Source organism: Candidatus Binataceae bacterium, from assembly GCA_035308025.1.
Lineage (GTDB): Bacteria > Desulfobacterota > Binatia > Binatales > Binataceae > JAJPHI01.
In genome coordinates this window covers 104,870-130,146 of record DATGHL010000053.1, presented here as the reverse complement: position 1 = coordinate 130,146, position 25,277 = coordinate 104,870, and the positions used below count along the sequence as shown (strand labels likewise).

Genomic DNA, 25,277 nt, shown 5'->3' with positions numbered 1-25,277 from the left:
GTCATTCATCCTCCGACGACGTCGCGCGCAGGCCTTCACCGTCATCCAGCAGTTGCATCATCAGCCGCGGCAGCCGCTTGAGCCCGCCGAGGTCGACGCGGGCGCGCGCGCTCAGGTTGGCCGCCGGTCCGCTGGCGATCCACTCGCCGAGCCGCGCCGGGGTGGCCGCGTCCGGAGAGAGCATCTCGACCAGCCCGAGTTCGCTCCAGCGCTGCGCCCGCACCAGTTGCTCCTGGCGCGGCTTGACGCGCGGGACCATCAGGGCGGGCTTGCCGCAGGTGAGCAGCTCGCACGCCGTGTTGTAGCCGCCCATTGCGATAACCTTCTGCGCACGGCGCAGCAGTACCGCGGGCTCGGCCACAAACTCCAGCACATGCATCCGCGGATCTGCTTGCGCGCGCGCCCGCGCCAAAATGTCACGGGGAATAAATGGTCCGGTCAGGACCACGCCGTGCATCCCGGCCGGCCGCGGAGTGGACAGAAAAGTCTCAACCAGATGGGCCCCGTCCTGCCCCCCGCCGACTTGGCAGAGGACGAAAGGTTCGTTGGGCAAACCCAACTGGGCGAGAGCGGCAGCGTCGCTTGGTGCGCTTTCCCGGCGCACCCGCGGGTCGAGATAGCCAGTGAAATGGGTCATCGCGCACAGGGCCGGGGAAAAGCCGTACTCGCGCCGGAGGTCGTAGACGGCCGGATCGCCATACACCCAGATGGCGTCGTAGTAATCGGCGATCACCCGGGCGTTATCGAGCTTCCCCCATTCCTGTTTGACGGACTCCGCGTCGTCGAGCGTGTCGCGCAGGCCCAGCACGCAGCGCGGCCGTCCCGCCGTCCGCAGCACCGCTAGGGCCGCGTCGAGTTCCCGCACTGCTCCGCGCGGCACGTTATCCACCACCAACAGGTCGGGATCGAAACCTCGCAGCGCCGCCATGATGAGCGATGTGCGGAGCCCCAGCAGTTCGTTGAGGCTCAACTGCAGATTGCGCGCCTCGTACTGCCCATGATCGTCCTTGTAAAGCGCCGGCAGCGTTACGAAGTCCATCCGCGGGGGGATCGGGAAGGCGCTGGTCTGACGCATCCCCGCGATCATCAGGATGTCGGCATCGGCGTCCGCCGCGAGGAGCTGTTCGGCGATTAGCAGATTGCGCCGCGTATGTCCGAGACCCATCGTGTCGTGCGAGTAGAACGCGACCCGCCGGCGGCGGCGCGGCGCGCGCCGCGTGTTGCTCACGACGAAAGGCCGCCGTCCGAAGTCCTGTCCCGTGGCTGTTACTGTTTCCATCATGGTTTCCGGAGCCTCCCGCCGTCGCGGCTTGAACCGCCGCCGTGCGGCGCGTGATGCAGAGTTAATTCGGTCACCTGCTCATGGTGTCGTGACGCTCACGCGCCGGCCAGCGCGCGCCGTCCGGCACAGCCGGAAACTTCTAGTGGAAATGGCCCGAAAGACCTGTAGGGATTTTGCTTGAACGCGACGTTCAGCGCGGCGCGATGCGGCCGCGCGCGATCACGCAGCCCAGCGCGGCCAGCGCCACGCACAGCCATGCGAACCAGTCGCCGTGGCGCAGATAGAAGGTCAGCTCGTCAGGCAAAGCGACCACGCCGAACGCCGCCCCGTCGGCGCCACCGCGCAGCAGGCCATACGGCCGTCCCAACGGATCGACAAAGCCGGTCACACCCGCCATTGTGGCCCGCGCGAGCGCGCGCTTGTTCTCGGCCGCCCGCACGGTCCCCATCGCGAAATGCTGGGCGGCGGCGGCGCGGCCGCCCGCCGCCGCGAGCCACTCATCATTGGAGATATTCACGAGCAGGTTGGCGCCGCCCCGAACCAACGCCCGCGCATATTCCGGATAGGTTGCTTCGTAACAGATCATCACTCCGAAACGCACCATGCCCAAGTCGAAGACTGTTGCGCGGGTCCCGGCGCTGAACTCCGTCGGATAGTCGGTCGCCCGCGCCAGCAGCGACGGCAATCGGCCGGGCCGGTACTCGGCGAAGGGCAGCAGCAGTTCCTTGTCATACGTGCCCAGCAGATGGCCGCTGTTGGCGAACAAGAAGGCCGAATTGTGGTAGAGCATCCGGCCGTCCACCGCTTCGGCGCGGGGTCCGCCGACCAGCAGCGCGGCGTGCGACGCGCGCGCCAGCCGTGCCAGCTCGAGCTGGACCATCGGATTGCGATCGACATAGAACCCGCTCGCGAACTCGGGCCAGATGATCAGATCGGCGGGCGTGGTTTGGACCGCCGCCCGCGTCAGGGCCGTATAGTCGCGCAGCGCGGCGAAGTAGAATTCTTGCCGCCAGCGCTCCTGGGCGGGCATGTCATGTTCGATCAGCAGGACACGCAGCGTGCGATGGTGGGCGGTGTCGTATTGCTGGATACGCGCCCGGCCATAAAGGACGATCACACCAGCCAGCGCGCCCACGACCGCCGCGCGCATCGCGACCGGCGCGGCGGCGGCCATGAAGCTTTGCCGCGCGCGGCAAAGGTCAAGCGCCTCGGCTACGACCAGACCGGTCGCGGCGAGCAGGAATGAAAGCCCATATACGCCCGTCAGGTCACTGACCTGAAGCAGCGCCGGATGCGTGTACTGGCTGTAGCCGAGCAGCTCCCACGCGAACCCGAGCGGCAGCTTGGCGCGGGCGAACTCGCCCGCCACCCAGCACGCCGGCGCTGCGCTCAAGCGGAGCGCGCCGCGGGCCGAACGGAGGACCAGACTCACCCCGGCGGCGGCCAGCGCGGTGTAGATACCGACGCAGCCGAGATATGCCGCGAGCGTGAGTCCGATCGCCGGCAGACGATTGGCGACGAAGTACGCGACGATCGCGGTCTCCAGCCAATAAGCCACGGCCGCGCTGATCATCACGCCGTAAAGCAGGCCGTATACCGCCGCACGCCGGCATGACCGGCCGCGGAGCACCACATACCAAGGCGTGAGCGCCACCCATCCGGCGCTCGACCAGTTGTAAGGCGGGAAAGCCAGCCCGTAGAGGACGGCGCCGATCGCCAGCAGGGCCAGATCCGCGGCCGTTCGCATGGTGGCGGCAGGAAACCTCAGGGCGTCAGACTCTCCTCGCCCGTCTCGGTTTGCCAGCTGCCCGTCAGGCTGGTGCTCGGCTGGGTCATGATGTTCAGACTGCCGATGGCGCTGCCGGGCGCGATGGCGGCGCCATTGACCTGACCCTTGATCGCGAAGACCACGACGCTGTAGTCCACGTGCGGGGTGCCATCAATATGCCAATTTGGGTCGCTTGGGTCGATCTGCTTGGGCTGGCCAGGCATGTGCTGCGCACAGTAATTCTCGAACGAATGACGGGAGTAGAACAGCCCGTCGCTGCCCGAATCATCGCTCGGCGGCTGCACTTGAAAATGGTTCTGGCTGGTCGAGTTCAGCGCATCAATATAGTAACCCTGCCAGTTGAAGATCTGGACGTCGCCGGTGGCGAAGGTCAGCGGATAGTTATCGAAGTACGCCGTAATCTGCACCGGGTCGCAGACCGCTTGCAGACCGCCGAGGGCGAGATAGAAGGTGCCGTCGGAACCGACCGCCGAGGTAAACGGATCGAGATTGGTTGACGCCACCAGCGACGCCGCCGTCGCCGGCCGGCCCAGCATCGTGAACGAGCTCGACGGGATCGCCATCGTGAGGCTGCCGCTGGCGAGCGCGATACTCACCGGGCCCGGCGGCAGTTCGTCGGGTGCCGTTATCGCCAGTTGCGGGCTCCACGTGAGGCCGCTCGGATCGGTGATCGCGCGTTTGAGTACGACCGCGCCTGTGCTCGTATACGAACTGCCCCCGCCGCTAAAGGTCACGTTCCAGGTCTGGCCGACGCTGAGCTGCGGACCAAAAAACGTGAGTTGCATGCCGGGTACGCCGAATGACGGGATCACTGATCCCGGCAGCGGCGGCGGCTTGCTGCATCCGCATCCGGCCCACGCGACCGTGCTCAGGGTAATGCTCAGCAGCCCGATGACGGCGATCAATCCGATGACGAAGGGCGAGCGAAACCAATGTCTATATTTTGTCATGGCCTGCTTATCTTACCCGAATTGTGCCAAACAGTTCGTGTCAGGAGTTTTTGAAAGTAAAGTGGGCGCCGCGCCTCACGAGGGTTGCGGTGAAGCGTCTGCGACCAATCGGTCGGGCGCAGTAGTAATTGGCGGCCATGCGGCTTCCGCGATCAGTTCGGCCACCCCATCCTCGGTCCCGATTTGCGGCTGCCAGCCGAGCACCCGGGCCGCGGCGCTGTAATCGGCCAGCGTATGGCGCGCGTCACCGGCCCGCGCCGGACCACGCACCGTCGCACCGCCGAACAAAGCCGCAATACGATTCACGCTCAGATTGCGGCCCTGTCCGATATTCAGCGCCCGGCCGTCGGCGATGAAGCAGTCCATCGCGAGCAGATTGGCCCGCACGACATCGTGGACATGGGTGAAGTCGCGGGTCTGCTCGCCATCGCCATGAATCGTCAGCGGCTGGCCCGCACGTTGCGCGCGCAGGAACGTGCTAATCACGGTGACGTACGCGCCCTCGATGGTCATCCGCGGCCCAAACACATTGAAGTAGCGCAGGGTCAGCGTTTGCAACCCGAACAATTGATGGAACAGGCGGGTGTACTGCTCGCCCACGAGCTTCTGCAGGGCGTATGGATTGAGCGGGTTCGGCGTCATTTCTTCGCGTAGGGGCAGTTCGGTCTGGTCGCCGTAGACCGAGGACGACCCGGAGTAGACGACGCGCCGCACCCCAGCGGCATGCGCCGCCATCAGGACGTTTAGCGTGCCGAGCGCATTGGTCAGGTGAGTCTCGCGCGGCTTGACGATCGAGAGCGGCACCCGCGCCAGCGCTGCGGTATGAAAGACACAGTCGACGCCGGCGAAGGCCGGCTTGATCCGCTCTGGGTCGCAGATATCCGCCTCGACCAGTTCAGCCCGCGGATTGAGTACGGCGCGGCGGCCGGTCGCGAAATTGTCCAGCACCCGCGTCCGCATCCCCTTTGCGATCAGGGCGTCGGTCAGATGGGACCCGATAAACCCTGCGCCGCCAGTCACCAGCACTATCCGCTCTTTCGTCGCCATGCTTACACCTTCGCTATGGTTGCAAAATTTTTGATACTCGCCTGAACGCGCCCGCAGGCGCGCCGCTTGCCGCGTTCGGACTGAAACCCGCTGCGCGCCGGCTCCGGCTCAGTGGGGATATGCATTAATTGCGGCTCCAAGTGAAGCACATGTGGATGATTGATCGCGGCGCGTCTCCGCGACAACGTCGAGAGGTCAGACGGGCGCTGGAAGTTCACGGGCGAATCGGCTGAAACCGTCGTCAGGATTTTTCTGAGGCGGGCCCGCGGCGCGAAAAATCCGGGGAAAGTCATTCCGATCCAGCGCACGCTGTTGACCGTCACCATGCCGGCAAGGGCTCCAAGCAGGACGACGAGCACGCCCGCGGCGCCCCGATGCGACCGACGGCTCACGGCCGCCCGGCTAATTCATGGGTCCCGCTTGAGCATACCGCGACGGTGGTCGGTCCACCCGGCGCCGCTGCTCAGTCGTCCCATGAGGTCCCTTTAGAACGCCGCCGGAACGCCTTTTGTCAGGATAAATCTGAAACCTCATCCAGGATTGCGCTCGTGCGCCCTCACCAGGCGTCATCGATCAGCTTGCTGCGCAGGGCAAAGCGGATCAGATCGGCCGTGGTCTTGAGCCCGAGCTTGGCGAGCAGGCGCGCCCGATAGGTATCGACGGTCTTGACGCTGAGGTGGAGGGTTTCGCCGATTTCGCGGCCGGTACGGCCCTCCGCCAGGAGCTTCAGCACCTGCAATTCGCGATCGGACAGGTCAGCCAGCGATCCCGCACCAACCCCCTTGCCGCTTGCCGCCAGCCGCCGGGGCAGATTCTCGAGCAGCGCCGGCGGCAGGTAGGTGCCGCCACCGGCAATTTTGAGCACGGCGGCGGTCAGCTCCTCTCCAGCGATCCCTTTGCCGATAAAACCGCGGGCGCCAGCCTGCAGGGCACGCACCGCGTATTCTTCATTCGCATGCATCGTCAACACGATGACCTTAAGCTCGGGCTGCTCAATCAGCAACTCGCGCGTAAGCTCGATACCGTCCAGGCCGGGCATCGACAAATCAATCAGCGCGACGTCGGGGCGCAGTTTGCGCGCCAGCCGCAGGGCCTCATGGCTATCCCGCGCTTCTCCCACCACACGTAACTCGCGCGAGTCCGCGAACAGCCGCCGCACGCCTTCGCGCACGATCGGATGATCGTCGGCCAGCAGAATTTTAAAAGCCATCGTTCGGATTCGATCCCACCATTGCGCTGCGCCAAGTGTTGCCCGCCCGCGCGAGCGCCGCCAGTGACCTTTACTCAGCCGCTGCGCGGGACTTCGAGCGCGATCCGCGCGCCCTTGCCCGGTGCGGACTCGATCACCAGGCGCGCACCGATCATCAAGGCCCGTTCGCGCATCCCGATCAGTCCGACCGCGTGGGGATCGGTGATCGCCGCCGGATCGAAGCCCCGCCCGTTGTCTACAGCCGTCAGCGTGAACCCCTCCCCCGCGCGCGTGATCGCGATCCGCACCGCGGTCGCGCCGGCGTGACGCGCGATATTGCTAAGCGCCTCCTGCACAATCCGATACACCTGGCGCGCCAACTCGGTGGTAGCGGCGGGGTCTTCGGTCAACGCGCTGGTAAACTCAAGCTCCAGGCTCGCCCGCGTGGCGAACTCATTGGCATAGGTCTCCAGCGCGGAAACCAATCCGCCCGCCCCCAGATTGCCCGGCCGCAGCGTCGCGCAGAGCTCGCGAGTCTCCGCGATCGCCTCGCGCACCAGCCCCGCCGCTTCGCGCAGACGCTCGCTGCACGAAGCGGGCTGGGCGGTGAGCCGGGGCGCCACCCAGTCGAGATCCAGCGCCAGCGCCGTGAGGAGCTGTCCGAGATGATCGTGCAGCTCGCGGCTGATGCCCTCGCAGACCTCGTCCTGCAAATGCAGCAGCCGGTCCGAGAGGCGCCGCAGTTCCGAACGCGAATCCAGCAGTGCCCGGGCATCCTGGCGAATCCGCCGGAGCTGCGCCGCCGCTTTGAGTGCGACGTCGACCCAGAGGAGCAGATGGTCGGGACCCTCGGATTTGTCGTGATAGCCCTGGATAGCCAGCCGCTTGAGCATTTCGCGCGGCGGACGTTCGCCCGCGTAGCCGGTCTGCAGAATGATCTGCACATCTGGATCGAAGGTGCGAATCTGGCGAATTAATTCCTCGCCGGTCATCTGCGGCATGAAGTAATCGATCAGCAACAAATCGGCGGGGGCCTGCCGATGCACGGCGAGGGCTTCGCGCCCACTGGCGGCGAGCGCCACCTGATGGCCTTCGCGATGGAGCAGCAACTCAGTTGAGATCAGGGTTTCCTCCTGATCGTCGACCACCAAGACCCTAAACCCGGAATTCGCGCCCTGTGCGCGCCACCATACCACCCGACCATTCTAGCGCCAAGGGGCCCGCCGCTCTACGGCTCAGGTCGTGGTAAGCACTTTTCGCCAACGCTGCGCAAAGTCGCCCGTTTCGACGCACCGCACCAAGAGCTTCAGACTTTTCCATCTTGTCGACGGTTCACAGATTCTTGAATCAACCTCTGACACACGACACTAGTAGCCGAGTTTGCGGTCGACCTGATTGAGCAGGGGCTGGCCCGCGACGAAGCGGCCGAGATTCTCCGCGAATAGCTGGCAACAGGCCGAGTTGTAGCCCTTGAACGCGCCCGACATGTGGGGCGTTAGAATCGTGTTGTCGAGATCCCACAACGCGCTCTCGGCTTCGAGCGGTTCGCGCTCGAAAACGTCGAGGCCGGCGCCGCCGAGGCGTTTTTCGCGCAAGGCCGCGATGAGCGCGTCCTGATCGATGACCTCGCCGCGTCCGATATTGACCAGGTAGGCGTGCGGGCGCATCGCGGAGATCTGCGCGGCACCGATAAAGCCGCGGGTGGCCGGGGTTGCCGGCAGCGTGACCGTGATGAAGTCGCTCTCGCGCACGATCGCTGAACAGTCGGCGGGTCCGAACCATCGCGCGGGCAGCTTGCCTTCCGGATCGCCGATGCCCGGAGGGCTCCAGCCGGTGTCGGCGCGCTGATCGGGATTGCGCTTAAGCGCGAGGATCGTCATGCCGAAGGCGTGGCCGAGGCGCGCGGTTTCGCGGCCAATCGAGCCGTAGCCGATCACGCCCAAGGTCTTGCCGCGCAGCGAATCAACCGAGTCCATGAAGGCCCAGTTGCGCAGCCACTCGCGGCGCATCTGCGCGCGCATCGTGACGTGAAAACCGTGCGACCAGGCGAGCATCGAGGCGATCGTGTACTCGGAGATGGGCGTCGAGTGAATGCCGCTGGCGTTGGTGATCGCGACTTCGGTGCGCGCGCGCAGCTCGCCCTTCATCACATGGTCGGCGCCGGCCGAAAGAAATTGAATCCACTTGAGGGCCGGTGATTTGCGGATCAACTCGTCAGGCGCGCGAAAGCTGAAAAGCACGTCGCAGCCGTTCGCCGCGGCTTCGATCATCTCGGCCTGCGAGCGGCATCGCCGGTCGATGATCTCGGCGCCGCCGCTGACGCGTTCGAGTTCACGCAGCTCTTCGGGCTCCAGCCCCACCGTCGAAAGAATTCTCATTGTGATCGCGGCTCCCGCTTCTTCTTGGCACGGCGGCTTGTCGTAGTACAAGACGCGGGCGCGAGCCGGGCGGCCTCGTACGCCGCCGCCTCAGGCGGAGAGTGACCGCGGCGCGGCGGCGGCGCGCTCGCTGATCGCCGCGAAGATCCCGGCCAGCGAGACGAAGAGCTGCGGCAGCCCGTCGAGCCGCGCCGCGGCGCGTTCGCTCTTGGCCTGCACCAGCGCACCGATCGCAAAGCGATGCAGACTCAGAATCGCGGCGGCGACCTCGTAGCTGTGGCTTAAGTCGATGACTCCGCTCATGTAGCCGAGCAAGGCGATGCAGCGGTCGAGCTGTGCGCCCGTGACTTCCCACGCCGGAGCGGGATCAGCCACGGCAATCTCGTGGGTCCATCGCGCCAGACGCAGATATAGTTCTTCGAAGGCCCGCTCGTGATTAAGCGTCGTGGTCTGCGTGTTCAGATAGGCGGTGGCGTTACGCATGATTAGGGGGTCCTCGATTTAGGTCGCTTAGCCGTTGACCGTAAGATTCGAGCCGATGGGCGAGCTCGAGGTGCTGGAGTTCGACGAGCTGCCGGATGAACTCTGCGTGTTCAGGTAGAGCTCGACGCTCTGGTATTGGGCGATTTGCGCCTGCAGCAGGGCATACTGGGTCGTGAGCGCATTCTGCTCGTTGGTCACCTGGGTCTGAAGGCTGGTGATTTGGGCGTTCTGCTGGGTGATCTCATTCTGGATGGTAGTGGTATCCGACGCGATGAGTCCGGTGCTGGGCGCCAGCGTGGAAGTGATGGTCGGACTGAGTGCGGTATTGATCGCGCTCAGCGCGCTGTTAACGCCGGTCGGGTTGGAAGCAACGTTGGTGGCGAAGGTTGTGCTGTTGAATATCAGTTGACCGGACTTGGAATCGATCGTGATGCCGAGGGTTGACAAATTAACCGTACCGAGGCTGGAGCCCAGGCTTGACAGCAAGGTTTCGAGGCCGCCGTTGCTGGCAAGCGCCGGGGCTGGCTGGCCGGGGACCGCCTGGACGAAGCTGTTGGTACCGGTAAGTAATCCATTGTAGGCGTTGACGAAAGTGTTGACGTCGGCAGTCAGGCTGTTGACGTTCTGGCTGACCGTGACGGTGGTCGGGCCGCCGGTGCTCGAAAGATTGAGCGTCACCCCCGGGATCGCGTTGGTGACGCTGTTGCTGGCGGAACTGACGATCTGATTACCGGCCTGGACCTGCGCGTTCGCTGCGCTCGCGATCGCCGGCGCGAAGGCGGCCACCGAGAACTGGTCGCCGGTATTAAGGATGCCGGCGTTGAGCGAGAGCGTCACGCCGTCAACCACGGCGAGGGGACTGCCGGTTGCGTAATTGGCCGAGACGTCGATGGTGCCGGTTTCACCGGAATCGCTGACGTAAGAGATCGTCAACGGCGTCGAGCCCACCGTCCCGCCGCTCGTTACGGTGAAGCGATAACCCTGCGAGAGCTTGCCGCTATAAGTCCCGCTGATCGTCGGGGCGGCGGTGCCCGTGACCGAATCTAGGGAGACCGGGCCGATTTCGTTGGCACTGAAATCGGGCGACGCGCCGCCGCTCAGACTCGAGCTGACGCTGAAGGCGTTGGCGGCGCCGGTCGAGTTCGAGGAGAGTTCGAGGCGATAGGGCGCGCCCGGCAATCCGGTATTCACGACCTGGGCGGTGACGCCCAAGTTGGCGGTGTTGATCGCGCCGGCGAGGCCCGAGAGCGTGTTGTTGGTGGTGTCGACGGTGATCTGATGAGCGACGCCACCGACCGTCAAGGTTACCGTACCTGTCCCCAAGGTGCTGGCGGAGCTGGCAAAACCCTGCGAGGCGCTGATTTGCGAGGTCGCCAGCGCGCTGACCGTCACGTTGTAGACGCCGCTGGCGGGACTGCCGGTGCTGGAGGCGGTGAAGGGCGCGCCGGCCTGGACGTTGACCGCCTGCTGGGGCGTGGTCGCGTCGGTATTGAGGTTGGCGACGGCGCTTTGCAGCAAGCTGACGTTGGCGCTGATCGCGCCGAGCGAGCTGATCTGGGTGTTCTCGGCGCCGATTTGATTGTTGAGGTTGGTGATCGGGACCGAGGCGGCCGCGACCTCCGTCTGGATGATCTGGTTGAAATTGATGCCGGTGAAATTGCCGAAAGTGATCGGCGGTGCTCCTGCCATTGTGCTTTACCCGTGGCTTACCCGAAGGTGTAATCTTTGGCGGCTGACGGCGGGGAGGGGACGGCGGCGCCGCCCTCTTCCCCGCCGGTTAGCGGAACGTTACTGAAAGAGCGCCAGCAACTGCTGGGGCGCCGCGTCGGCCTGCCGTAACACCTGGACGCCCGCCTGCTGCAACACTGATTCCTTGGTGAACTGGGCAAAGGTCTGCGCGACGTTGGCGTCCTGAATCGTCGACAGTGCTTGGGTTAAGTTCTGGCTATAGGTGCTCAGATTGGTCGCCGTGGTGGCGAGCTGGCCGAGACTGGCGCCGATACTGGCGCGGTCGGTCGCGACGGTCTGGATGGCGGTCTGGACGGCGCCGATCGCGGTCTGCGCGGCGGCCTGGGTCGAGACGTTAGAGACGCCGCCGGCGGTGCCGAAGTTGAGCGAAATCTGGTCGCCGACCTTGAAGGTATCGGCAGCGTTGCCGACCTTGAGATCGAAGCCCAGGTTATCGACGTTGGTGATGGCGAGCTGCGCGGCTGCGCCATAGAGCGTGACTTGGCCGCCGCCGCCGGTTGAGTCCGCCACCTGGAAGGTGATGTTGTCAGTGCCTAGCGCGCCGCTGGTGGCTGCACCGTTGTTGATCGAAACGACCGTCAGGGTGAGGCTGCTCGGTGCATTCGAACTTAATTTGTCATTGGTGGCTGTTGCCGCAGCTTGATTCGCCAAACCGCTCGAAGAAGCTGCCGTACCGCCCAGCGCGACATGCGCCGCGACGCCGACCGGCGCGGCGATGCTGACGTTGGTGCCTGCCACCAGAGCCGTGCCGGAGACTGGCGTGGTCGAACTAAGGAGGCTGGCTGCTGAGATGGTGGGCAAGGCGACGCTCTGCTGCTGGGCGCCGGTGTTCGCCGACCCCACCTGGAAAGTCTTGCTGCCGCCGCTGAGCAGGGCGATGCCGTTGAATTGCGCGCTCTGCGCGATCGAGTCGATCTGCGAATAGAGGCTGGCGTACTGGGTCTGCAGGTCGGCCAACTGTGAGGAGCTGAAAGAACCGTCAGCGGCTTCGGTCGCGACCTGCTGCAGCGTCGTCAGGACGTTGTTGATATTGGCCAATGCGCCATCGGCGGTCTGCAGGAAGCTTTGTGCGTTGGCGTCATTCGCCGAGGCCTGGGTGAGCCCCGACAGCGTGCCGGCGGTCTGGCTCGCGATGGCGAGACCTGCAGGGTCGTTTGCCGAACTGACGATGCGCTTGCCGCTCGAAAGCTGCGCGATCGACTGGTTGAGCCCGTTCTGATTCTGCGTCAATCCGTTCGACGCGATCAGCGAGCCGATGTTGGTGATTAGACTAAGCGCCATCTGGTACCTTCCCTTGGCATCAAGCGATGCATTTTTCGGCCAGTATGTTTTGCCGGCTTCTATCAGCAAAGTGCGCAACCAGAGCCTAATCGGAGCGCGCGCGGAGGATCGGAAGAAGGAGGTTTTCCTAGTCGAAAGGTAACGTCGTTCTATTCGCGCCCTCTGTTCCAGGTTGAGACTTTTGCCGCGACACAACTACCCGGGGTCTCTGCAATCTGGCATCGCCGGACTGCCGTGAGCAGCATCTTTTCCCAAGGCTTTCCTATCTTCACGGGTGCCGACCCCGTGGCATCGGACTTGCGCTGGCCCCCCATATGACGAAGGCGGGTCTTTCAGCGTTGGCCGATAGTTATGGGCTCGAGCGCGGGGTGGCGCAGGCGCTGCAGCGACGCGGCGAGCGCTTTTTCGCGCTGCTCGGGGAGTCCCTGGAACCGCTGATCGCACGGCGCATCAAGTTGCAGGGAGTGCGTCAGGCGGTCGCGAGCTTTGCGGACTTTTGCGCGGCGTCGCCGGCGCAACACACGCTGGTGTTTGGGGTTGGAGCGAAACCAGCGCTGAGCATCCGGGTTGATCACGCGCTGGCGCTGGGACTCGTCGATGGAGTGTTGGGCCGAGTCGACACCTCGTCGAGCGAGGCGAGTGAAGCGCCGCTGACGGCGACCGAAAAGCGTATCCTTCTTAATCTCATCAAGAGCGCCGTGAGTATCGCCGCTCCGCAAGCCTTTCAAGAGCTCTTGCAAGACGCTTTACAAGCTACGTCAGCGCCTCGTCGCGGCGGCGCGGAGGAGCTGGAAACGGTCCTGCAGATTATCAGCGTAGCAGACCGGGCCGGCCTGATTGCGGACACGATCGAGCCTACAGAGCCAATGCTGGCGCTGAGCGGACAATATGTGATCAGCGGGCGCAGCGGCGCGCTCGCGCTCGGACTTAGCCTGGCGATCGCCGGCCGCGCGAGCGCAGCTCAGCCGTCGGCGGCATCGGAAGCTCGCAATACGGTGGAACGGCTGCGCCAGACGCTTGGCGCTGCCCGGCTGCCGCTCGAGGCCGTGCTCGGTGCGGTGACGATGCCTCTCACCGCGGTCAAGACACTGAGCCCGGGCTCGGTGATTCCATTGGGTCGGATGCGGGGTATCGCGCCGCCGGTTGAGCTTAGAGCGGCCGGTCAAACCCTCTGTGCCGGAACCGTAATCGCGGAGCGCGGCTGGTACCGCTTCCTGATGCAGCCGCGGCGCGAATCCGGCGCGGCCTGAACGCGGGTGGTCCGGTGGCGCGATTCGTTAACGCAATTAGCAGATGCGGCCTGGTGAGACGGCCGGGTGATTTAGACCAGTAGGAGATAAATTCGGTGAACGAAACTACGCTTGCGAATGACTCGGCGGCGATCGACGACGCTAGCACAAACGATACGCCGTCGGCTGGCGAAGCCGAGGCTGCCGGCCGGGTCGAGTTCGGCGTTTTGCGCCAGGTCCCGATGACCGTGCAGGTCGAGGTCGGACGCACGGTCATGACGCTCGGCGAGATTCTCGACGAGCTCGAAGTCGGCGCCAGCCTGCGGCTCGATCGTCACGCGGGCGATCCGGTCGAGGTCTACGTCAACGGTGCGCTGTTCGCCCGCGCCGAGGTGGTGATGATGCAGGATCAGATCGGGGCGAAGATTATCGAGCTGGTGGAAACGCCGCCGTCGGGACGGCCGTCGGGGCTGCGCTGATGGCGCCTGCGCCGTACGGCCTCTCCAACCGCGCCGCCGCGGAGCCTTGGCCGCGGGTCGCACTCGGACCGGGCGCGCCGGCTGAATTGGCGGAGTTTGTCGCGAGCGCCGGAATAGAGGTCCTGCCCTTCACTCAGCGTCATGCCGCTGCCCTATACGTCGATTTCGTCGGCGCGCGGCCGCCGGGGGTCGAGCTCCTGAGCCTCGATCTGGAGCCGCGCGCGGGTGGCGGACGCGCGGACGCTGATCTGGCGATCGCGGACTGGCAGGCGGGGGCTTGCCTGATCGTCTCGGCGGCGCTGCGGCTGCGGCCCGCACTGCTGACCGCGGATCCAGTGATGCTGGCGGCGGTGCGCAGCGTGCTGGGCGTCGCGGCCAGTCCGGTGCCGGTAATCTTGAGCGGTGAAATCGGCACGGGTAAATACAATCTGGCGCGGTTGTGCCATCAGGCGAGCCGCAGCCGCGGGCCGTTGTTGACGCTCAACTGCGCGCGCTTTGACGAACTTGACGAGCACGCGCTGATGGGTGCGATTGCGCGCCAGGCGCCGGGGCCGTTGGCCGGGCCAGCGGCGGCAATGCTCTTCCTCGACGAACTCGGCGAGCTGAGCGACGGCGCGCAGCTCAAGCTCTTACGCATGTTGCAGGCGGGCGATCAGCAGTTCTGGTCAGCCGCGCCGCTGGCGACAGCGCCGCCGGTGCGGTTTATCGCTGCGACCAACCGTGCGCTGGGGACCCTGGTCGAACGCGGCGATTTCCGCCGCGAGCTCTACTGGCGGCTTAACGTCTTTGCGCTTGAAGCGCCGCCGCTGCGCCAACGCGTCGGCGATATCGCGCTGCTGGCGCGGTACTTTATCCGGCGCGCGAATCCGCGTCGCAGTTTCACGCCGGCGGCGCTCAAGGCGCTGGGCGCCTACGCTTTTCCCGGCAATGTGCTGGAACTCGAGAGCCTGGTCTCGCGGGTCGCGATCGCGCCGATTAGCGCCGGACAAAACCTGGTCGATGTGGCGGAAATCCGCCAGCACCTGAGCGTGGCGGCGGCTGCGGAGGCGGCCCCGACGACCGGCTGGAAAACCAGCCGCGAGGAGGCGCGCCGCGAAATGATCCTGCGCACGATCGCCGCGGCGGGCGGTAATCGCGCGGCGGCTGCGCGCCAGCTCGGGATCACGACCCGCGCGCTGCAGTACCATATCACCAAGGCCGGACTCTCCCGCCGCCGCGCGCCGCGGCTCGGCGCGGCCGCCGCGCTGATTCCGTCCAGCCCCGGGCCGTTGTTGCGCGAATGAAACGGCCTGCCTGCGGCCAATTGAAGGGAACTCCCGATGGAACATGAAGAAGGCGGCGGCGGACATGATTCGAGCGAACGCTGGCTGGTCTCCTACGCCGATTTCATCACGTTGCTGTTTGCGCTCTTCGTCCTGATGTATGCGATGTCGATGCAGTCGAGCGATCAGGTCAATCGGGCGTGGACGGCGGCGGCGACTGGAGTTGGCGTGCGGCCTCATCGGGGCGGCACGCGGCCCGAGCTCGGCGAAGCGGCGCGGGCGTCGGGCTCGGCGATGACGGAGATGACGCGCCGTATGATGGCCGAGACGTCGCGCAAGGGACTGGCCAATCTGGGCGATAATCTGAGCACGGCGCTGCTGACTTTTCAGGATTCGGGGGTCTCCGTCAGGCTCGATAACCGCGGGCTGGTGATCTCACTCTCAGCCGCCCGGTTCTTCGCCAGCGGCGACGCTGAGATCAACCCGGTGCAGCTTCCCGTGCTGGCCGCGGTTGCGAAAGAGCTCAGCGGCAAGCCGAATCCGCTCGAGATCGACGGCTTTACCCCAAAAAATCATTCTCCAGCGTCAGTTCGCCGATCTTCGCGTGCAGCGACTTCAGATCAATCGCGGGGGTGGCGGGCCCACTACCAGCCGCGGACCCGAACACGCCGGCCGCCCCTTCCAGCAGTTGCGCCTTCCATTGGGTGACCTGATTGGGATGGAGGTCAAATTGCTGCGCCAATTCCGCCAGCGTCCGCTCGCCCCTGACGGCAGCCAGTGCCACCTTCGCCTTGAATGCCGGGGTGTGGTTCCGGCGCGGCCGTCTGCTCATGTTCTCTCCTGTTCGGCTGCCATCTTGGCCGCCGGCAGGCAGAAACTCCAATTATCCCGCTGTCCAAATTCTCCCGGCCAGCTCTAAATCGCCTCGTGACTAAGCACGGTAAATTACGTGGTCAGGCTCTCGGCCTCCCAGAGGACGCGGAAACGGCCGCCGCCGAGCGCGGGCTTGCGCGAAGGCTCGGTGGGATTGCATGGTTCACGCGCTGGTGCGGGACAAGCCAACTATCGTGCTCGACGTGGACTGGCGACTTTCCAGCATGCCAAGTCTCAGTTGATACATACAGTAAGCAGCGGCAGCCAAGAGGATAAGCAATCCGAGCAGCATCGGCCCCACCAGCCGGTTCCACCAGACGCCGACAGAAAATGGGAATGCAAGGCGGTGAGTATCCGGCGGTTCACCTATCGTGACGAAAGCGGTGTAATTGCCGGGTTCGAGTTCGGCCTGCACATCAACCACGCCTGAGCGATAAAGCCGTGCGGGTATCGAGAGTCGGTGCGCGCCCCCTTCAATCTCGATCGACACCGGAATATTGGGCAATTCCGCGCCGAGCAAGTCGAAAACCAGGAGGGTCTGGCCGCCGCGCGGCAGGCTGCCACAGTATTCCTCGAACTGATTGAATCGGGGCTGGTAGGCCGCAAAGTGAACAAGGTAGTCCAAGCCGGCTCGGCGAACGCAGGGGTCATAGTCCAAACCGGGTCCGCCGCCGTGCGCCCAAGACGGGCGCGGCGCGAGGCAGATGGCAAAGACTGCCAGCAGAGTCAGGAAGCGCAAGATCTCAGCCGGGCTTGGCCGGCGGCGCCCAGATCGGAACCGTGCCTCGCCGATACGCGTCGCATCATTCACCGTCGCGAACACGTTCCGTAAAAGTCGGAATGATTGCGCTGCTGAACTCGACCATCGAGCGCTCACCGTCCGGACTGAAAAACATGAACAGGCCCCCGATGCGGCTGGTCGGATCGCTCACGAGCGCAGTAAGGCGGTCGGTCTCCCAGACCGAACTGGTCGCTTCGATGTCCACCTGCATGGTTTGTCCCGGGGCTATTGGCTCGTCGGGCCGCACGAGCAGGCCGGCCGGCGCGATCAAATCCTCCGGATAGCCCGTTTCCGGCCTTTCGACGGCGCTATCAAGAAAGCGCAGGTTGGCGGTCGTGAATTCGCCGATCCTGACGGGTTTCGCGCCGTGGTTGGCGATGCGGAGCCGAAACTGGACCGAGCGCCCAGGCACCAGGTAAGTCACCTGCTCCGGTGTGATCGAGATGCTGGCGGGCGAATCGTCCAAAGCGGGAACCTTAGTCTGGTTGGACTGGAGAGGGATGGTTACGGGGTATTCCATATTGGTGATCGCGAAGCCCGCGATCGCCACTACCAGAGTGGTGGCGAGAACGATGGCGGCCGCGATGCGATCTTTTCGCGTTATCAGATGGTCTCCTTCGCCGGCTTGGACGGCCTCGTAGCGCGGCATCAGGAGAGGTTTCCGCAGCCAATAACCGAGCCACGCGAGGGCGAGCACTACCCAGACCAGGTGCCATCTCACGACCGCCGCAAGACCATAGCGGGAGAGGTCGAGCTTGAGGCCGGTGAGCGTAGTGACAGGGTCTTTAAACGCACTTGCGTCACCCGCGACGGTAACCCAATTGCCCGGTCCGATTATCGCGCCCGCATCCTGGACATCCAGCATCGGATGAACGTGATAGCGGCCCGGAATCCGGCCGCGCAGAGTGAACTTGTACTGGTAGTCTTTGCCAAGCTCGAGCGGCATCGACGCCACGCCGTTGACGCCATCGATGAAGCTCGAGGTCCTGATGAATACCGGCCCAGGGATGCCGACATTAAGGAACGTCAGCCGATCCGGCTTCGGGATTTCGAGCGGCCAACTCGCCATCACGTGAAACCGGCCGGAGACCGTAAGATCCTGGTTTACATTAACGTGATCAGCCGACCACCTGGTGTCGTACCATTGTATGGTCGACAATCGCAGCGAAGGTTCCTGGGCGCGTTCTCCATGCGCGAGGGCATTGGTGCCGAACGCCAGCAGCACGCCGACAATAGTCGCGGCCAGCAGCGTTGCGTTGCGCTTCGCGAGATCTTTCCGCTTATCCATCGAGCGCGCTCATATCGCCAGTCCGCACAATTGCCGCGTCACTATCTCGCCGTGTCGCCAGCCAGCTTGTAGCTACCCGTTTAAATTTTCTTAAGCCATGCAAACTGACTTCTGGTGAAAATCCGGCCGACGGAGAGGAAAACCATGTAGACGATTATAGACATAACAGCCGCAAAGGCGATCGACAGGTATATGGGATCCTGTCCGAAGGTACGCAGGGTTCCCCGGTTGATTATCCGAATATATTCGGGCGTGCCGGTTCTGACATAGTGAAAACCCTGCAGGTCAGCTAAGGACATCAGCACGCCATCTACGTTAACCGGGAGCAGGAAGCGCGCTATCAAGGGCCAATTGGCGAGGTAGAACAGTACCGCCCAGAGGGAGCCGCCGATGATGCCCGTGAGGAGGTAGCTCTCGGTAAGAACCAGCGTGGTATCCAGCGCGATTCCACATGGGATCAGGGTCGAAGGCCAGATGAAATTCAGCGGGAAATAGGCCCATCCGTGCATGTTGAAGAAGCGATTGATCCATTCGGCATAAACCAGGCAGAGGGTGAGAAAGGTCGCCGCGAAGGGCAGCCGAAACTTCGACCAGAAGATGTAGGTAGTCGCGGACGGCATCGCGATCAGGACGATCGGAGTGAATGAGAGCCACCAGCGAGTATCCTTCCAATCGTCCCAGAAATCCCAGTCGCCTACCGTGAGGATGGTTGTGACATGATAGATTCCCATGAAAAGGAAGAGCAGCAGGACGGCGATCACCAGATCAAACCAACGATAGACCCGCCGAGCCTCCTCGGGAGTCGCTACTGCCGGTTGCGAACGGGCTCGCGGATGCGCTGCCATCAGGATCCTTTCGGGGTGGTTGCGCCGCTCAAATCGCGCCGAGCAGGGCCCGTTCCGCGCTCAGAGAGCCGGCGAAAGTCCCGTCCGCCGCGCGCGTTGATCACATCACCTCGCGCTCGAATTCGAGGGCGGGGTCGGCGGCCGGCCCGTTGGTGCCGACGTAAGTCTGCGCCTCGCCGGTGGTCAACTCGTGGATATAGTCGCAGCCCTGGAGCAGGAGCCCTCCGAGGCCCAGTCCAGCCCACGCAAAGATCATGAACCCCCAGTGTACGGGAGCTGAGAACCGTTCCTCGAGAATCCAGAAGCTGTGAGCCCATTCGTTGAATCCGACTACGGGCAGCAGCATGAATGGTCCCGACACGCCGATAAGCCAAGGCAGCGAATGCCGGGCGGCGAAGCGCGGGACCCGCGTCATCCCGTAGAGGTAGGCGGTGATTCCCAGAATAATGTAGATGGGAAAGGCCCAGTAAAAGAGGATGATGTGGCTGGGTGTAAATGAAGTGTCGCGAATGACGGTTTGATGCCAGCTCGCGTCCTCCTCACCAAAGAAACTCCCCGCCCAAAATACCGCGAAGACGTAACAGAATATCAGGGCAACGAACACGCCGAACCGTCTGAGCTCTTCGCGCGAATCCACCCGAGCAAAATCCTTGGGACGGCTGACCCAGACGTAGCCCCAGATGGCTGCGGCGGCGAGCGCCTCGACCGCGAACTGGCCGAAAAGCAGGTTCATCCAATACGTCTGGAACTCCGGGGAGGTGGCGTCCAGGCCCGCGCTCCAGGCGTAAACCTGTTGGTATATCCTGGCGGCGATCATCAGCATCCCGACGATCCCGCAGACAATCATCATAAACGTGGGACTAATCCAGTGACTGTTAGCCCGGCCGGCCGCAGTGGAGCGCGTCTGCGCAATGCCGGCTACTTCCGAGGTGTTCAATAGTGTCGCCATCTTGAGGACTCCTTACCACTAGGAAGCCAGCTCTTAACGCACGGTGTTGCGCATGATAACCATCACGCCTCCGAGCCGCTTTTTTCAGATCCCTGTTATAGGATCCAACTCGGACAGATATCACCCGGAATTTCGATTTATTCCGGAATTTCCATTTTCAATCCTCAATCAGACTCGCACCGACACCGGGAGTTTTGCAAACGCGAAGTTCGAGCCCTGTTTTGAGTCAAAAGGGCTTTCCGCCCCGCCGCAACGGGCCAGTTCGGCCTCGCGTTGACATAAGATACCCGAACCTGCCGCTTCTCCGACCAAATTCTCAGACACTTCTGCCTGCGCCCCAGCATCGTCACCGAAAATTTGCTGCGCGCTGCAAGCCACCTATCCCGCTGGCGACGGCAGCATCGTGATCTTTCGCAGCATGCCGGCAAACAACCGCCGCGTCAGATGGCTCTCCGCCAACAGCAACCAATAGTAGCGCGCATGTTGGATGAGCCGTCCGCCGGTCTTCACCAACCGCTGCTGCAAGCTGGTCAGCGACCACTTCCCGATCGGCGCGGGCAGCGCCAGCCGCCGCGGTCACCGCGCCGACGAACGCCGGGACGACCGCCGAGGCGACTGCAACATTATCAGCGCCTGCTGCGCCGCCCGGCGACACTGCGCCGCTGGAAGCGCCGCGCTCGGAATATGACGAACTCCGCGCCAAGCTCAACGAAGAGGCCAGCCGCGATCCGCAGGCCGCCGCCGCGATCCTGCGGAAGTGGCTCGAAGCCGCCGAGGGCGCGGCCGGCGAACGCAACGGTTACGTGCACTGATGACGCCGCCCTCGCGCAGCTACGCCTTTCCCGCCCGTAACGAACTTAGCGGCGGGCCGGAGCGTTCCGCGGAGCAAGACCCGGCAGCCGCCGCCGCGCTCGCGCGCGGCTATCAGGAGGGTCTGCGGCTCGGGCAGCAGGCCGCGCTCGCGGAGCTCACGCAGGCCGCGGCGGTCGCGCACGCGCAGGCGCTGGAAGAGGGTCGCCGCGCCGGGCTGGCTGAACTCGAGAGTGCGGCTGGCGCGCTTCGCGCGGCTCTCGCGGAATGCGCGGATGCGCGCGCGGCCACGCTCGTCGAGGCCGAGAGCTTTGCGGTCGAACTCGCGCTCGCGGCCGCGGCGCGTCTCGTCGAAATCGACGAGGTCCGCGCCGATTTCGTCAAGCGTGCGATCCGCGCGGGAATCCAGACGCTCGCGCCGCAGCGGCCGCTCGAGGTGGTGTTGAATCCCGCTGACGTGGCGGCCGCCGAAGCTGCACTCGAGGGTTTGACGTTGCGCACCGACGCGGCGATCGCCGCCGGCGGGGTCCGCGTCGACGCCGGCCGTCTGTTGGTCGAGAACACGCTCGCCGACGCGCTCGAACAGATTCGCCTCGCAGTCTTCGCGACGCGGGCGCGCCGTACGCGCGCGCGGCGGACATGAGCGCGCCGCGTGCGCTCTATCTCGATCGGTCATGATCGATCTTGCCGACTATCTCGCGGCGCTGCCCGCAATCGCCGCGCCGGCCTGCGGCCGGCTGACCCGCTCGGTGGGCCTGCTGCTCGAAGCGACCGGGCCGGACCTGCCGGTGGGCGCGATGGTTGCGGTGCGCGACCGCGCGACCCGCGTGCTCTGCGAGGTCGTCGGCTTCCACGACGATCGCCTACTGTTGTTGGCGATCGAGGACGCCCGCCAGCTCGCCGCCGGCAGTCTGGTTGCGCCCTGCCATCTCACCTTCAAGGCTGGTCCCTGGCTGCTCGGGCGCGTGCTCGACGGGATGGGCCGGCCGCTGGACGGCAAGCCGGCGCCGGCGGCCGGCGAGCCGATCGAACTCGAACCGGCGCCGATTGCGCCGTTGGCGCGCGGACTGACCGCGTCTCCGCTAGGGGTCGGCGTGCGCGCGATAGATGGTCTGCTGACGCTCGGGATCGGGCAGAAGATTGGGGTCTTTGCGATGCCCGGGGTCGGCAAAAGCGTCCTGATGGGCATGATGGCGCGCGGCGCCGCGGCCGACGTCAACGTAATCGCGTTGATCGGCGAGCGCGGCCGCGAAGCGCGTGAATTTATCGAGGACATCCTCGAAGCCGAAGGCCTCGCGCGCTCCGTCGTGATCGTGATGCCGGGCGACGCGCCGGCGCCGCTCAGAATCCGCGGCGCCTTTTTGGCAACCACGATCGCGAGCTATCTGCGCGGCCAAGGCCGCAACGTGCTGCTGCTGATGGACAGTCTCACACGGGTCGCGATGGCGCAGCGCGAAATTGGGCTCGCCGCCGGCGAGCCGCCGACCGCGAGCGGCTATCCGCCTTCGGTCTTCGCGGTTATCCCGCGCCTGGTCGAGCAGGCCGGTGTGGACGCCGGCGGCGGCGCGATCACCGGAATCTATACGGTGCTGCTGCACGAGGAAAACGACCCGGTCGGCGAGCTGGCCAAATCCGTGCTCGACGGCCATATCACACTCAGTCGCGAACTCGCCGGCAAGGGCCATTATCCCGCGATCGATGTTCAGAACTCGATCTCGCGCGTGGCCCAGCGCGTCACGGCTCCAGACCATCGCGCGGCCCGCCGCCGTTTCGTCGAGCTTTACGCGCGCTGGCGTGAGGCCGAGGAGCTGATCGCCTTCGGCAGTTACCATCCGGGGGCCGATCGTCGGCTCGACGAGGCGGTGACACTGCACGCGAAACTGGAAGCGTTTCTGCAACAGGGCCTCCATCAGCAGGTCAGCTTTGACGACAGCGTGCGCCAACTCGGCGACGCGATCGTCTGAGCGCCGGGCCGCGCGGGACTATCGCCAACATGCAACGAGCCTCTGATCGGGACATCGTGGCGTCGCGGAAAGCGACGCCGCCGGAGACATCCGGCGGGCCCCTCGAAGCGCGGGCTCTCGCAGCGAGCAGTCTGCCGGCGCCGCACGGCGATCAGTACGCGCTAGCTGCTGCTCTTGAGTGAAGACGCGCAGCAAAAAAGGAAACGCCTTTTCCTTCGTTCGTCCACGCTGACGCGCCTGACCTCACACACGTAAGTTTATCGCCCGCTGGCCTGCTCCTTGCTGAACTTCTGCCGCAATCACGGAGGACGGGATGAATCGGGAAACGCTGATGTCACGGCTGTTATGGCTGCGCGAGATGCGGCTGCGGGAGGAATTGACTGAGCTCAAGACTCGGGCTGCCGCACTATCGATGGTCGAGCAGGTGCGCGAGCAGGCACGCACGGCCGCTATCCTGGGCTCGGCCGCTGACCTGCGCGATCTGGGCGCGATCGGCCAGGTGCGACTCGACTCGACCAGAACTGCCGGCGCCGAAGCTGCGCGCGTGCGCGCCGCTGGTGAACGGGTCGATCAGGCGCATCGGCAGAGCGACGCGATCCGCGGCGCGCACAACGACCTCCTGCGGGAAAAACGGTTCGAGCAGGAACGCGCACAGGAACACGACGCCGACCAATTTCAGAGCTGGAAGCGGCGCGTCAGTCCGCGTGGCGACAAGCGGTAAGCGCTATGCCGATTCGGGAAAATGCTGCCTTGAACAGCGCGGCTCTGGTCCCTGCGCCGGCGGCGCGCAAGAGCGAGACTGACAATCGCGACCAGGCCGATTTCGGCGCGCAACTCGGCGCGATGTTGTCCATACTCGCGCCGCCGCTGCCGCCTGGTGTTAAAGCGGCCGCCCCGACGACCGAGACCGACGCGCCGGGCCAGCGCGGCGCCGTCAATGCCGCGGCCGCCGCGATAACTGCAAGCGCGGGCAGTGCGCAGGCTGTCGCCAGTCTCGACCAGCCGGCCACGCTCGCGTCGGCTTCTGCGGTGGCGCGGTTCGCGACCGGATTAAAGGCGGGCGCGAGCACGCCGTCACCGAGTGTGCCGCAAACCGCTCAACTCGCGACCCTCGCTTCGGCGCAAACTGGCGCTGGGCAAGCCCCCTCGCCGGCGACATTGGCGCAGCTCGACCTCGCCGCCCACACCAGTCATCAGACCGACGGGCTCACGGAGAATTCGTCCGTGCAAACTCTTTCAGCGCAAAACTCTTCGCTTCGGGAAGCTCCCGGCTTTGTGCTTAAAGCTGCGAATCCCAGCGCCGACTCGCCACTCGCGGCTCATTCGCGGCCCGCGCCGTCAGCCACTGAGGCGGGCTCCGGCCACGCGAACGCGACTACCCATCCGGCGTCAGCCTCGAGTGACGCCAAAACCAATACAAAGACCGCTGCGATGACTGGCGGTGCGATTACCGCATCCGCGCCGCCGGCAACGGCGGCGACCGCTGCGATGACCGCCAAGACGCTCGCCGTGGCCGCGCCACCACTGTCGCAGCAGCATACATCGGCCGACACGCCTGCGCCCGCAGTCGTCTCGCGGCCGGCGGGCGATAACGTCTCCGCACCGCGGATCGCGGCCTCGGCACCGTTGCAGCTCGCGCGTGAAGTCGCGCCGCCGTCAGAACCCGCGCGCGCGACGGCGTTGAAGATCGATCTCGCTGACGGCGCCTCCGCGCGCGTCAGCGTGCGCGAACGTGCAGGTGCGGTCGAGCTGCGGATCGTCACCGATAACGCGCCGGTCGCGCAGCGCCTGCAGGGCGAGGTCGGTGCTTTGCGGCGGGCCCTGGACGCTTCGGGGCTGCGGCTGCATAGCGCTGACGTCAGCTATCAAGGCGGCGGGAGTTTCCGCGGCAACGGCGGCGAGCGCAGCGCCAGCCAGCCGCCACCGCGTCCGGTTGCCGCGCCCGGTCAAACCGTTTTCACCGTGCAGGAGGTCAAGGAATGAGCACGACCACGGCTGCGACGGCTCCCGCGGCGCCCGCGCCCGCCAGTAACCCGGCGACTCCGACGACGCCAACGTCACTGCTGACGTCGACGAGTTTCCTTCAGATTCTGGTCGCCGAGTTTCAGAACCAGGATCCGACCACCCCCACCGACCCGACCCAGTTCGCCACCCAATTGGTGCAGTTCGCCAATCTCGGCCAGCTCCAGAATATCGACAGCGCCGTTACGCAGCCCCCCGCGACCGGCCTGATGCAGGCAGCATCGGCCTATATCGGCCGCGAAGTGCTCGCACCCGGTAATCAGCTCGGCCTGCTCAATGGCAAGGCGACCTCGATCAGTTTCACGCCGAGCGTGACCGACAGCTATACCGCGCAAGTCTTCAACGCCGCCGGCGCCCAAGTCGATACGGTCGCCCTCGGGACGCAGACCGCCGGTACGCTCGACACCTTCACCTGGAGTCCGCCATCGGGTAATCCCGATGGCGCTTACAGCGTCAATATCGTCAACAGCGCGGGGGCCCCCAGCAGCGGGCTGATCGAGCAGGGCGTCGTCCAGAGCGTCTCGCTGACCAGCACGGGCGTCGCGCTCGATCTCGGCAACCTCGTGATTCCACAAAACCAGGTCGGTTCGGTCGGCGTGCAGCCGTCGGGCAATTAATCCGGAGGAT

25 protein-coding genes and 2 pseudogenes are annotated in these 25,277 nt (G+C 65.0%); 9 read left to right on the top strand and 18 right to left on the bottom strand.

Features of this window, described 5'->3' with window-relative positions; all coding sequences use genetic code 11:
- Position 1: 1 nt before the first annotated feature.
- The 11 genes from VKS22_16935 to VKS22_16885 form a co-directional block, all read right to left on the bottom strand.
- Positions 2–1,279, bottom strand: a complete 1,278-nt coding sequence (locus VKS22_16935; protein HLW72297.1) for a glycosyltransferase — start codon at positions 1,277–1,279, stop codon at positions 2–4.
- 193 nt (positions 1,280–1,472) lie between these two features.
- Positions 1,473–3,029: an apolipoprotein N-acyltransferase gene (lnt, locus tag VKS22_16930; GenBank protein ID HLW72296.1), complete on the bottom strand. Its 1,557-nt coding sequence runs from the start codon at positions 3,027–3,029 to the stop codon at positions 1,473–1,475.
- A 17-nt stretch (positions 3,030–3,046) separates the two neighbouring features.
- On the bottom strand, positions 3,047–4,021 hold the full coding sequence (locus tag VKS22_16925) for a hypothetical protein (protein ID HLW72295.1): 975 nt from the start codon (positions 4,019–4,021) through the stop codon (positions 3,047–3,049).
- Between the two features lie 75 nt (positions 4,022–4,096).
- The gene (locus tag VKS22_16920; protein HLW72294.1) at positions 4,097–5,068 is read right to left on the bottom strand and encodes an NAD-dependent epimerase/dehydratase family protein; all 972 of its coding nucleotides are present in this window, start codon (positions 5,066–5,068) and stop codon (positions 4,097–4,099) included.
- 2 nt (positions 5,069–5,070) lie between these two features.
- The gene (locus VKS22_16915; protein ID HLW72293.1) at positions 5,071–5,460 is read right to left on the bottom strand and encodes a hypothetical protein; all 390 of its coding nucleotides are present in this window, start codon (positions 5,458–5,460) and stop codon (positions 5,071–5,073) included.
- 164 nt (positions 5,461–5,624) lie between these two features.
- Positions 5,625–6,278 (bottom strand): response regulator transcription factor, encoded by a 654-nt coding sequence (locus VKS22_16910; protein ID HLW72292.1) that lies wholly within the window; start codon positions 6,276–6,278, stop codon positions 5,625–5,627.
- Between the two features lie 74 nt (positions 6,279–6,352).
- On the bottom strand, positions 6,353–7,405 hold the full coding sequence (locus VKS22_16905; protein ID HLW72291.1) for a response regulator: 1,053 nt from the start codon (positions 7,403–7,405) through the stop codon (positions 6,353–6,355).
- Between the two features lie 219 nt (positions 7,406–7,624).
- Positions 7,625–8,635, bottom strand: a complete 1,011-nt coding sequence (locus VKS22_16900) for a D-2-hydroxyacid dehydrogenase (protein HLW72290.1) — start codon at positions 8,633–8,635, stop codon at positions 7,625–7,627.
- Positions 8,636–8,725: 90 nt separating this feature from the next.
- Positions 8,726–9,118, bottom strand: a complete 393-nt coding sequence (locus VKS22_16895; GenBank protein HLW72289.1) for a flagellar protein FliS — start codon at positions 9,116–9,118, stop codon at positions 8,726–8,728.
- Positions 9,119–9,145: 27 nt separating this feature from the next.
- Positions 9,146–10,807: a flagellar filament capping protein FliD gene (fliD, locus tag VKS22_16890; protein ID HLW72288.1), complete on the bottom strand. Its 1,662-nt coding sequence runs from the start codon at positions 10,805–10,807 to the stop codon at positions 9,146–9,148.
- 99 nt (positions 10,808–10,906) lie between these two features.
- Positions 10,907–12,148, bottom strand: coding sequence for a flagellin (locus VKS22_16885; protein HLW72287.1), 1,242 nt, complete (start codon positions 12,146–12,148; stop codon positions 10,907–10,909).
- Between the two features lie 314 nt (positions 12,149–12,462).
- Here VKS22_16885 and VKS22_16880 point away from each other — a divergent pair, with 314 nt between their 5' ends.
- From VKS22_16880 to VKS22_16865, 4 genes and pseudogenes are all read left to right on the top strand, one after another.
- On the top strand, positions 12,463–13,398 hold the full coding sequence (locus VKS22_16880) for a FliM/FliN family flagellar motor switch protein (protein HLW72286.1): 936 nt from the start codon (positions 12,463–12,465) through the stop codon (positions 13,396–13,398).
- Between the two features lie 95 nt (positions 13,399–13,493).
- Positions 13,494–13,856, top strand: coding sequence for a FliM/FliN family flagellar motor switch protein (locus VKS22_16875; GenBank protein ID HLW72285.1), 363 nt, complete (start codon positions 13,494–13,496; stop codon positions 13,854–13,856).
- Complete coding sequence (locus tag VKS22_16870; GenBank protein ID HLW72284.1) at positions 13,856–15,139, top strand: sigma 54-interacting transcriptional regulator; 1,284 nt, start codon at positions 13,856–13,858, stop codon at positions 15,137–15,139. The genes VKS22_16875 and VKS22_16870 overlap by 1 nt, the downstream gene beginning before the upstream one ends.
- A 36-nt stretch (positions 15,140–15,175) precedes the next feature.
- Positions 15,176–15,301, top strand: a pseudogene (locus tag VKS22_16865) (flagellar motor protein MotB).
- 385 nt (positions 15,302–15,686) lie between these two features.
- Here VKS22_16865 and VKS22_16860 read toward each other — a convergent pair.
- From VKS22_16860 to VKS22_16830, 7 genes and pseudogenes are all read right to left on the bottom strand, one after another.
- Positions 15,687–15,950 (bottom strand): annotated as a pseudogene (locus VKS22_16860) (transposase).
- A gap of 204 nt (positions 15,951–16,154) precedes the next feature.
- Positions 16,155–16,616: a hypothetical protein gene (locus VKS22_16855; GenBank protein HLW72283.1), complete on the bottom strand. Its 462-nt coding sequence runs from the start codon at positions 16,614–16,616 to the stop codon at positions 16,155–16,157.
- A 178-nt stretch (positions 16,617–16,794) separates the two neighbouring features.
- Complete coding sequence (amoB, locus tag VKS22_16850) at positions 16,795–18,060, bottom strand: bacterial ammonia monooxygenase, subunit AmoB (protein HLW72282.1); 1,266 nt, start codon at positions 18,058–18,060, stop codon at positions 16,795–16,797.
- Between the two features lie 80 nt (positions 18,061–18,140).
- On the bottom strand, positions 18,141–18,905 hold the full coding sequence (gene amoA, locus VKS22_16845) for a bacterial ammonia monooxygenase, subunit AmoA (protein ID HLW72281.1): 765 nt from the start codon (positions 18,903–18,905) through the stop codon (positions 18,141–18,143).
- Positions 18,906–19,005: 100 nt separating this feature from the next.
- A complete protein-coding gene (locus tag VKS22_16840; protein ID HLW72280.1) occupies positions 19,006–19,854 on the bottom strand; it encodes a methane monooxygenase/ammonia monooxygenase subunit C in 849 nt (282 codons plus the stop codon).
- Between the two features lie 378 nt (positions 19,855–20,232).
- Positions 20,233–20,364 carry a hypothetical protein gene (locus tag VKS22_16835; GenBank protein HLW72279.1) on the bottom strand — a complete coding sequence of 44 codons (132 nt, stop codon included), beginning with the start codon at positions 20,362–20,364 and terminating at the stop codon, positions 20,233–20,235.
- Positions 20,365–20,480: 116 nt separating this feature from the next.
- Positions 20,481–20,663 carry a hypothetical protein gene (locus tag VKS22_16830; GenBank protein HLW72278.1) on the bottom strand — a complete coding sequence of 61 codons (183 nt, stop codon included), beginning with the start codon at positions 20,661–20,663 and terminating at the stop codon, positions 20,481–20,483.
- A gap of 2 nt (positions 20,664–20,665) precedes the next feature.
- On the opposite strand from VKS22_16830, the gene VKS22_16825 reads away from it, so the two are divergent.
- The 5 genes from VKS22_16825 (at position 20,666) to VKS22_16805 (ending at position 25,267) form a co-directional block, all read left to right on the top strand.
- The gene (locus VKS22_16825; protein ID HLW72277.1) at positions 20,666–21,307 is read left to right on the top strand and encodes a FliH/SctL family protein; all 642 of its coding nucleotides are present in this window, start codon (positions 20,666–20,668) and stop codon (positions 21,305–21,307) included.
- 31 nt (positions 21,308–21,338) lie between these two features.
- On the top strand, positions 21,339–22,628 hold the full coding sequence (locus tag VKS22_16820; protein HLW72276.1) for a FliI/YscN family ATPase: 1,290 nt from the start codon (positions 21,339–21,341) through the stop codon (positions 22,626–22,628).
- 313 nt (positions 22,629–22,941) lie between these two features.
- Complete coding sequence (locus VKS22_16815) at positions 22,942–23,349, top strand: hypothetical protein (protein ID HLW72275.1); 408 nt, start codon at positions 22,942–22,944, stop codon at positions 23,347–23,349.
- Positions 23,350–23,354: 5 nt separating this feature from the next.
- Positions 23,355–24,611 carry a hypothetical protein gene (locus tag VKS22_16810; protein ID HLW72274.1) on the top strand — a complete coding sequence of 419 codons (1,257 nt, stop codon included), beginning with the start codon at positions 23,355–23,357 and terminating at the stop codon, positions 24,609–24,611.
- Positions 24,608–25,267, top strand: a complete 660-nt coding sequence (locus VKS22_16805) for a flagellar hook capping FlgD N-terminal domain-containing protein (protein ID HLW72273.1) — start codon at positions 24,608–24,610, stop codon at positions 25,265–25,267. Before VKS22_16810 ends, VKS22_16805 begins: the two co-directional genes overlap by 4 nt.
- Positions 25,268–25,277: the final 10 nt, after the last annotated feature.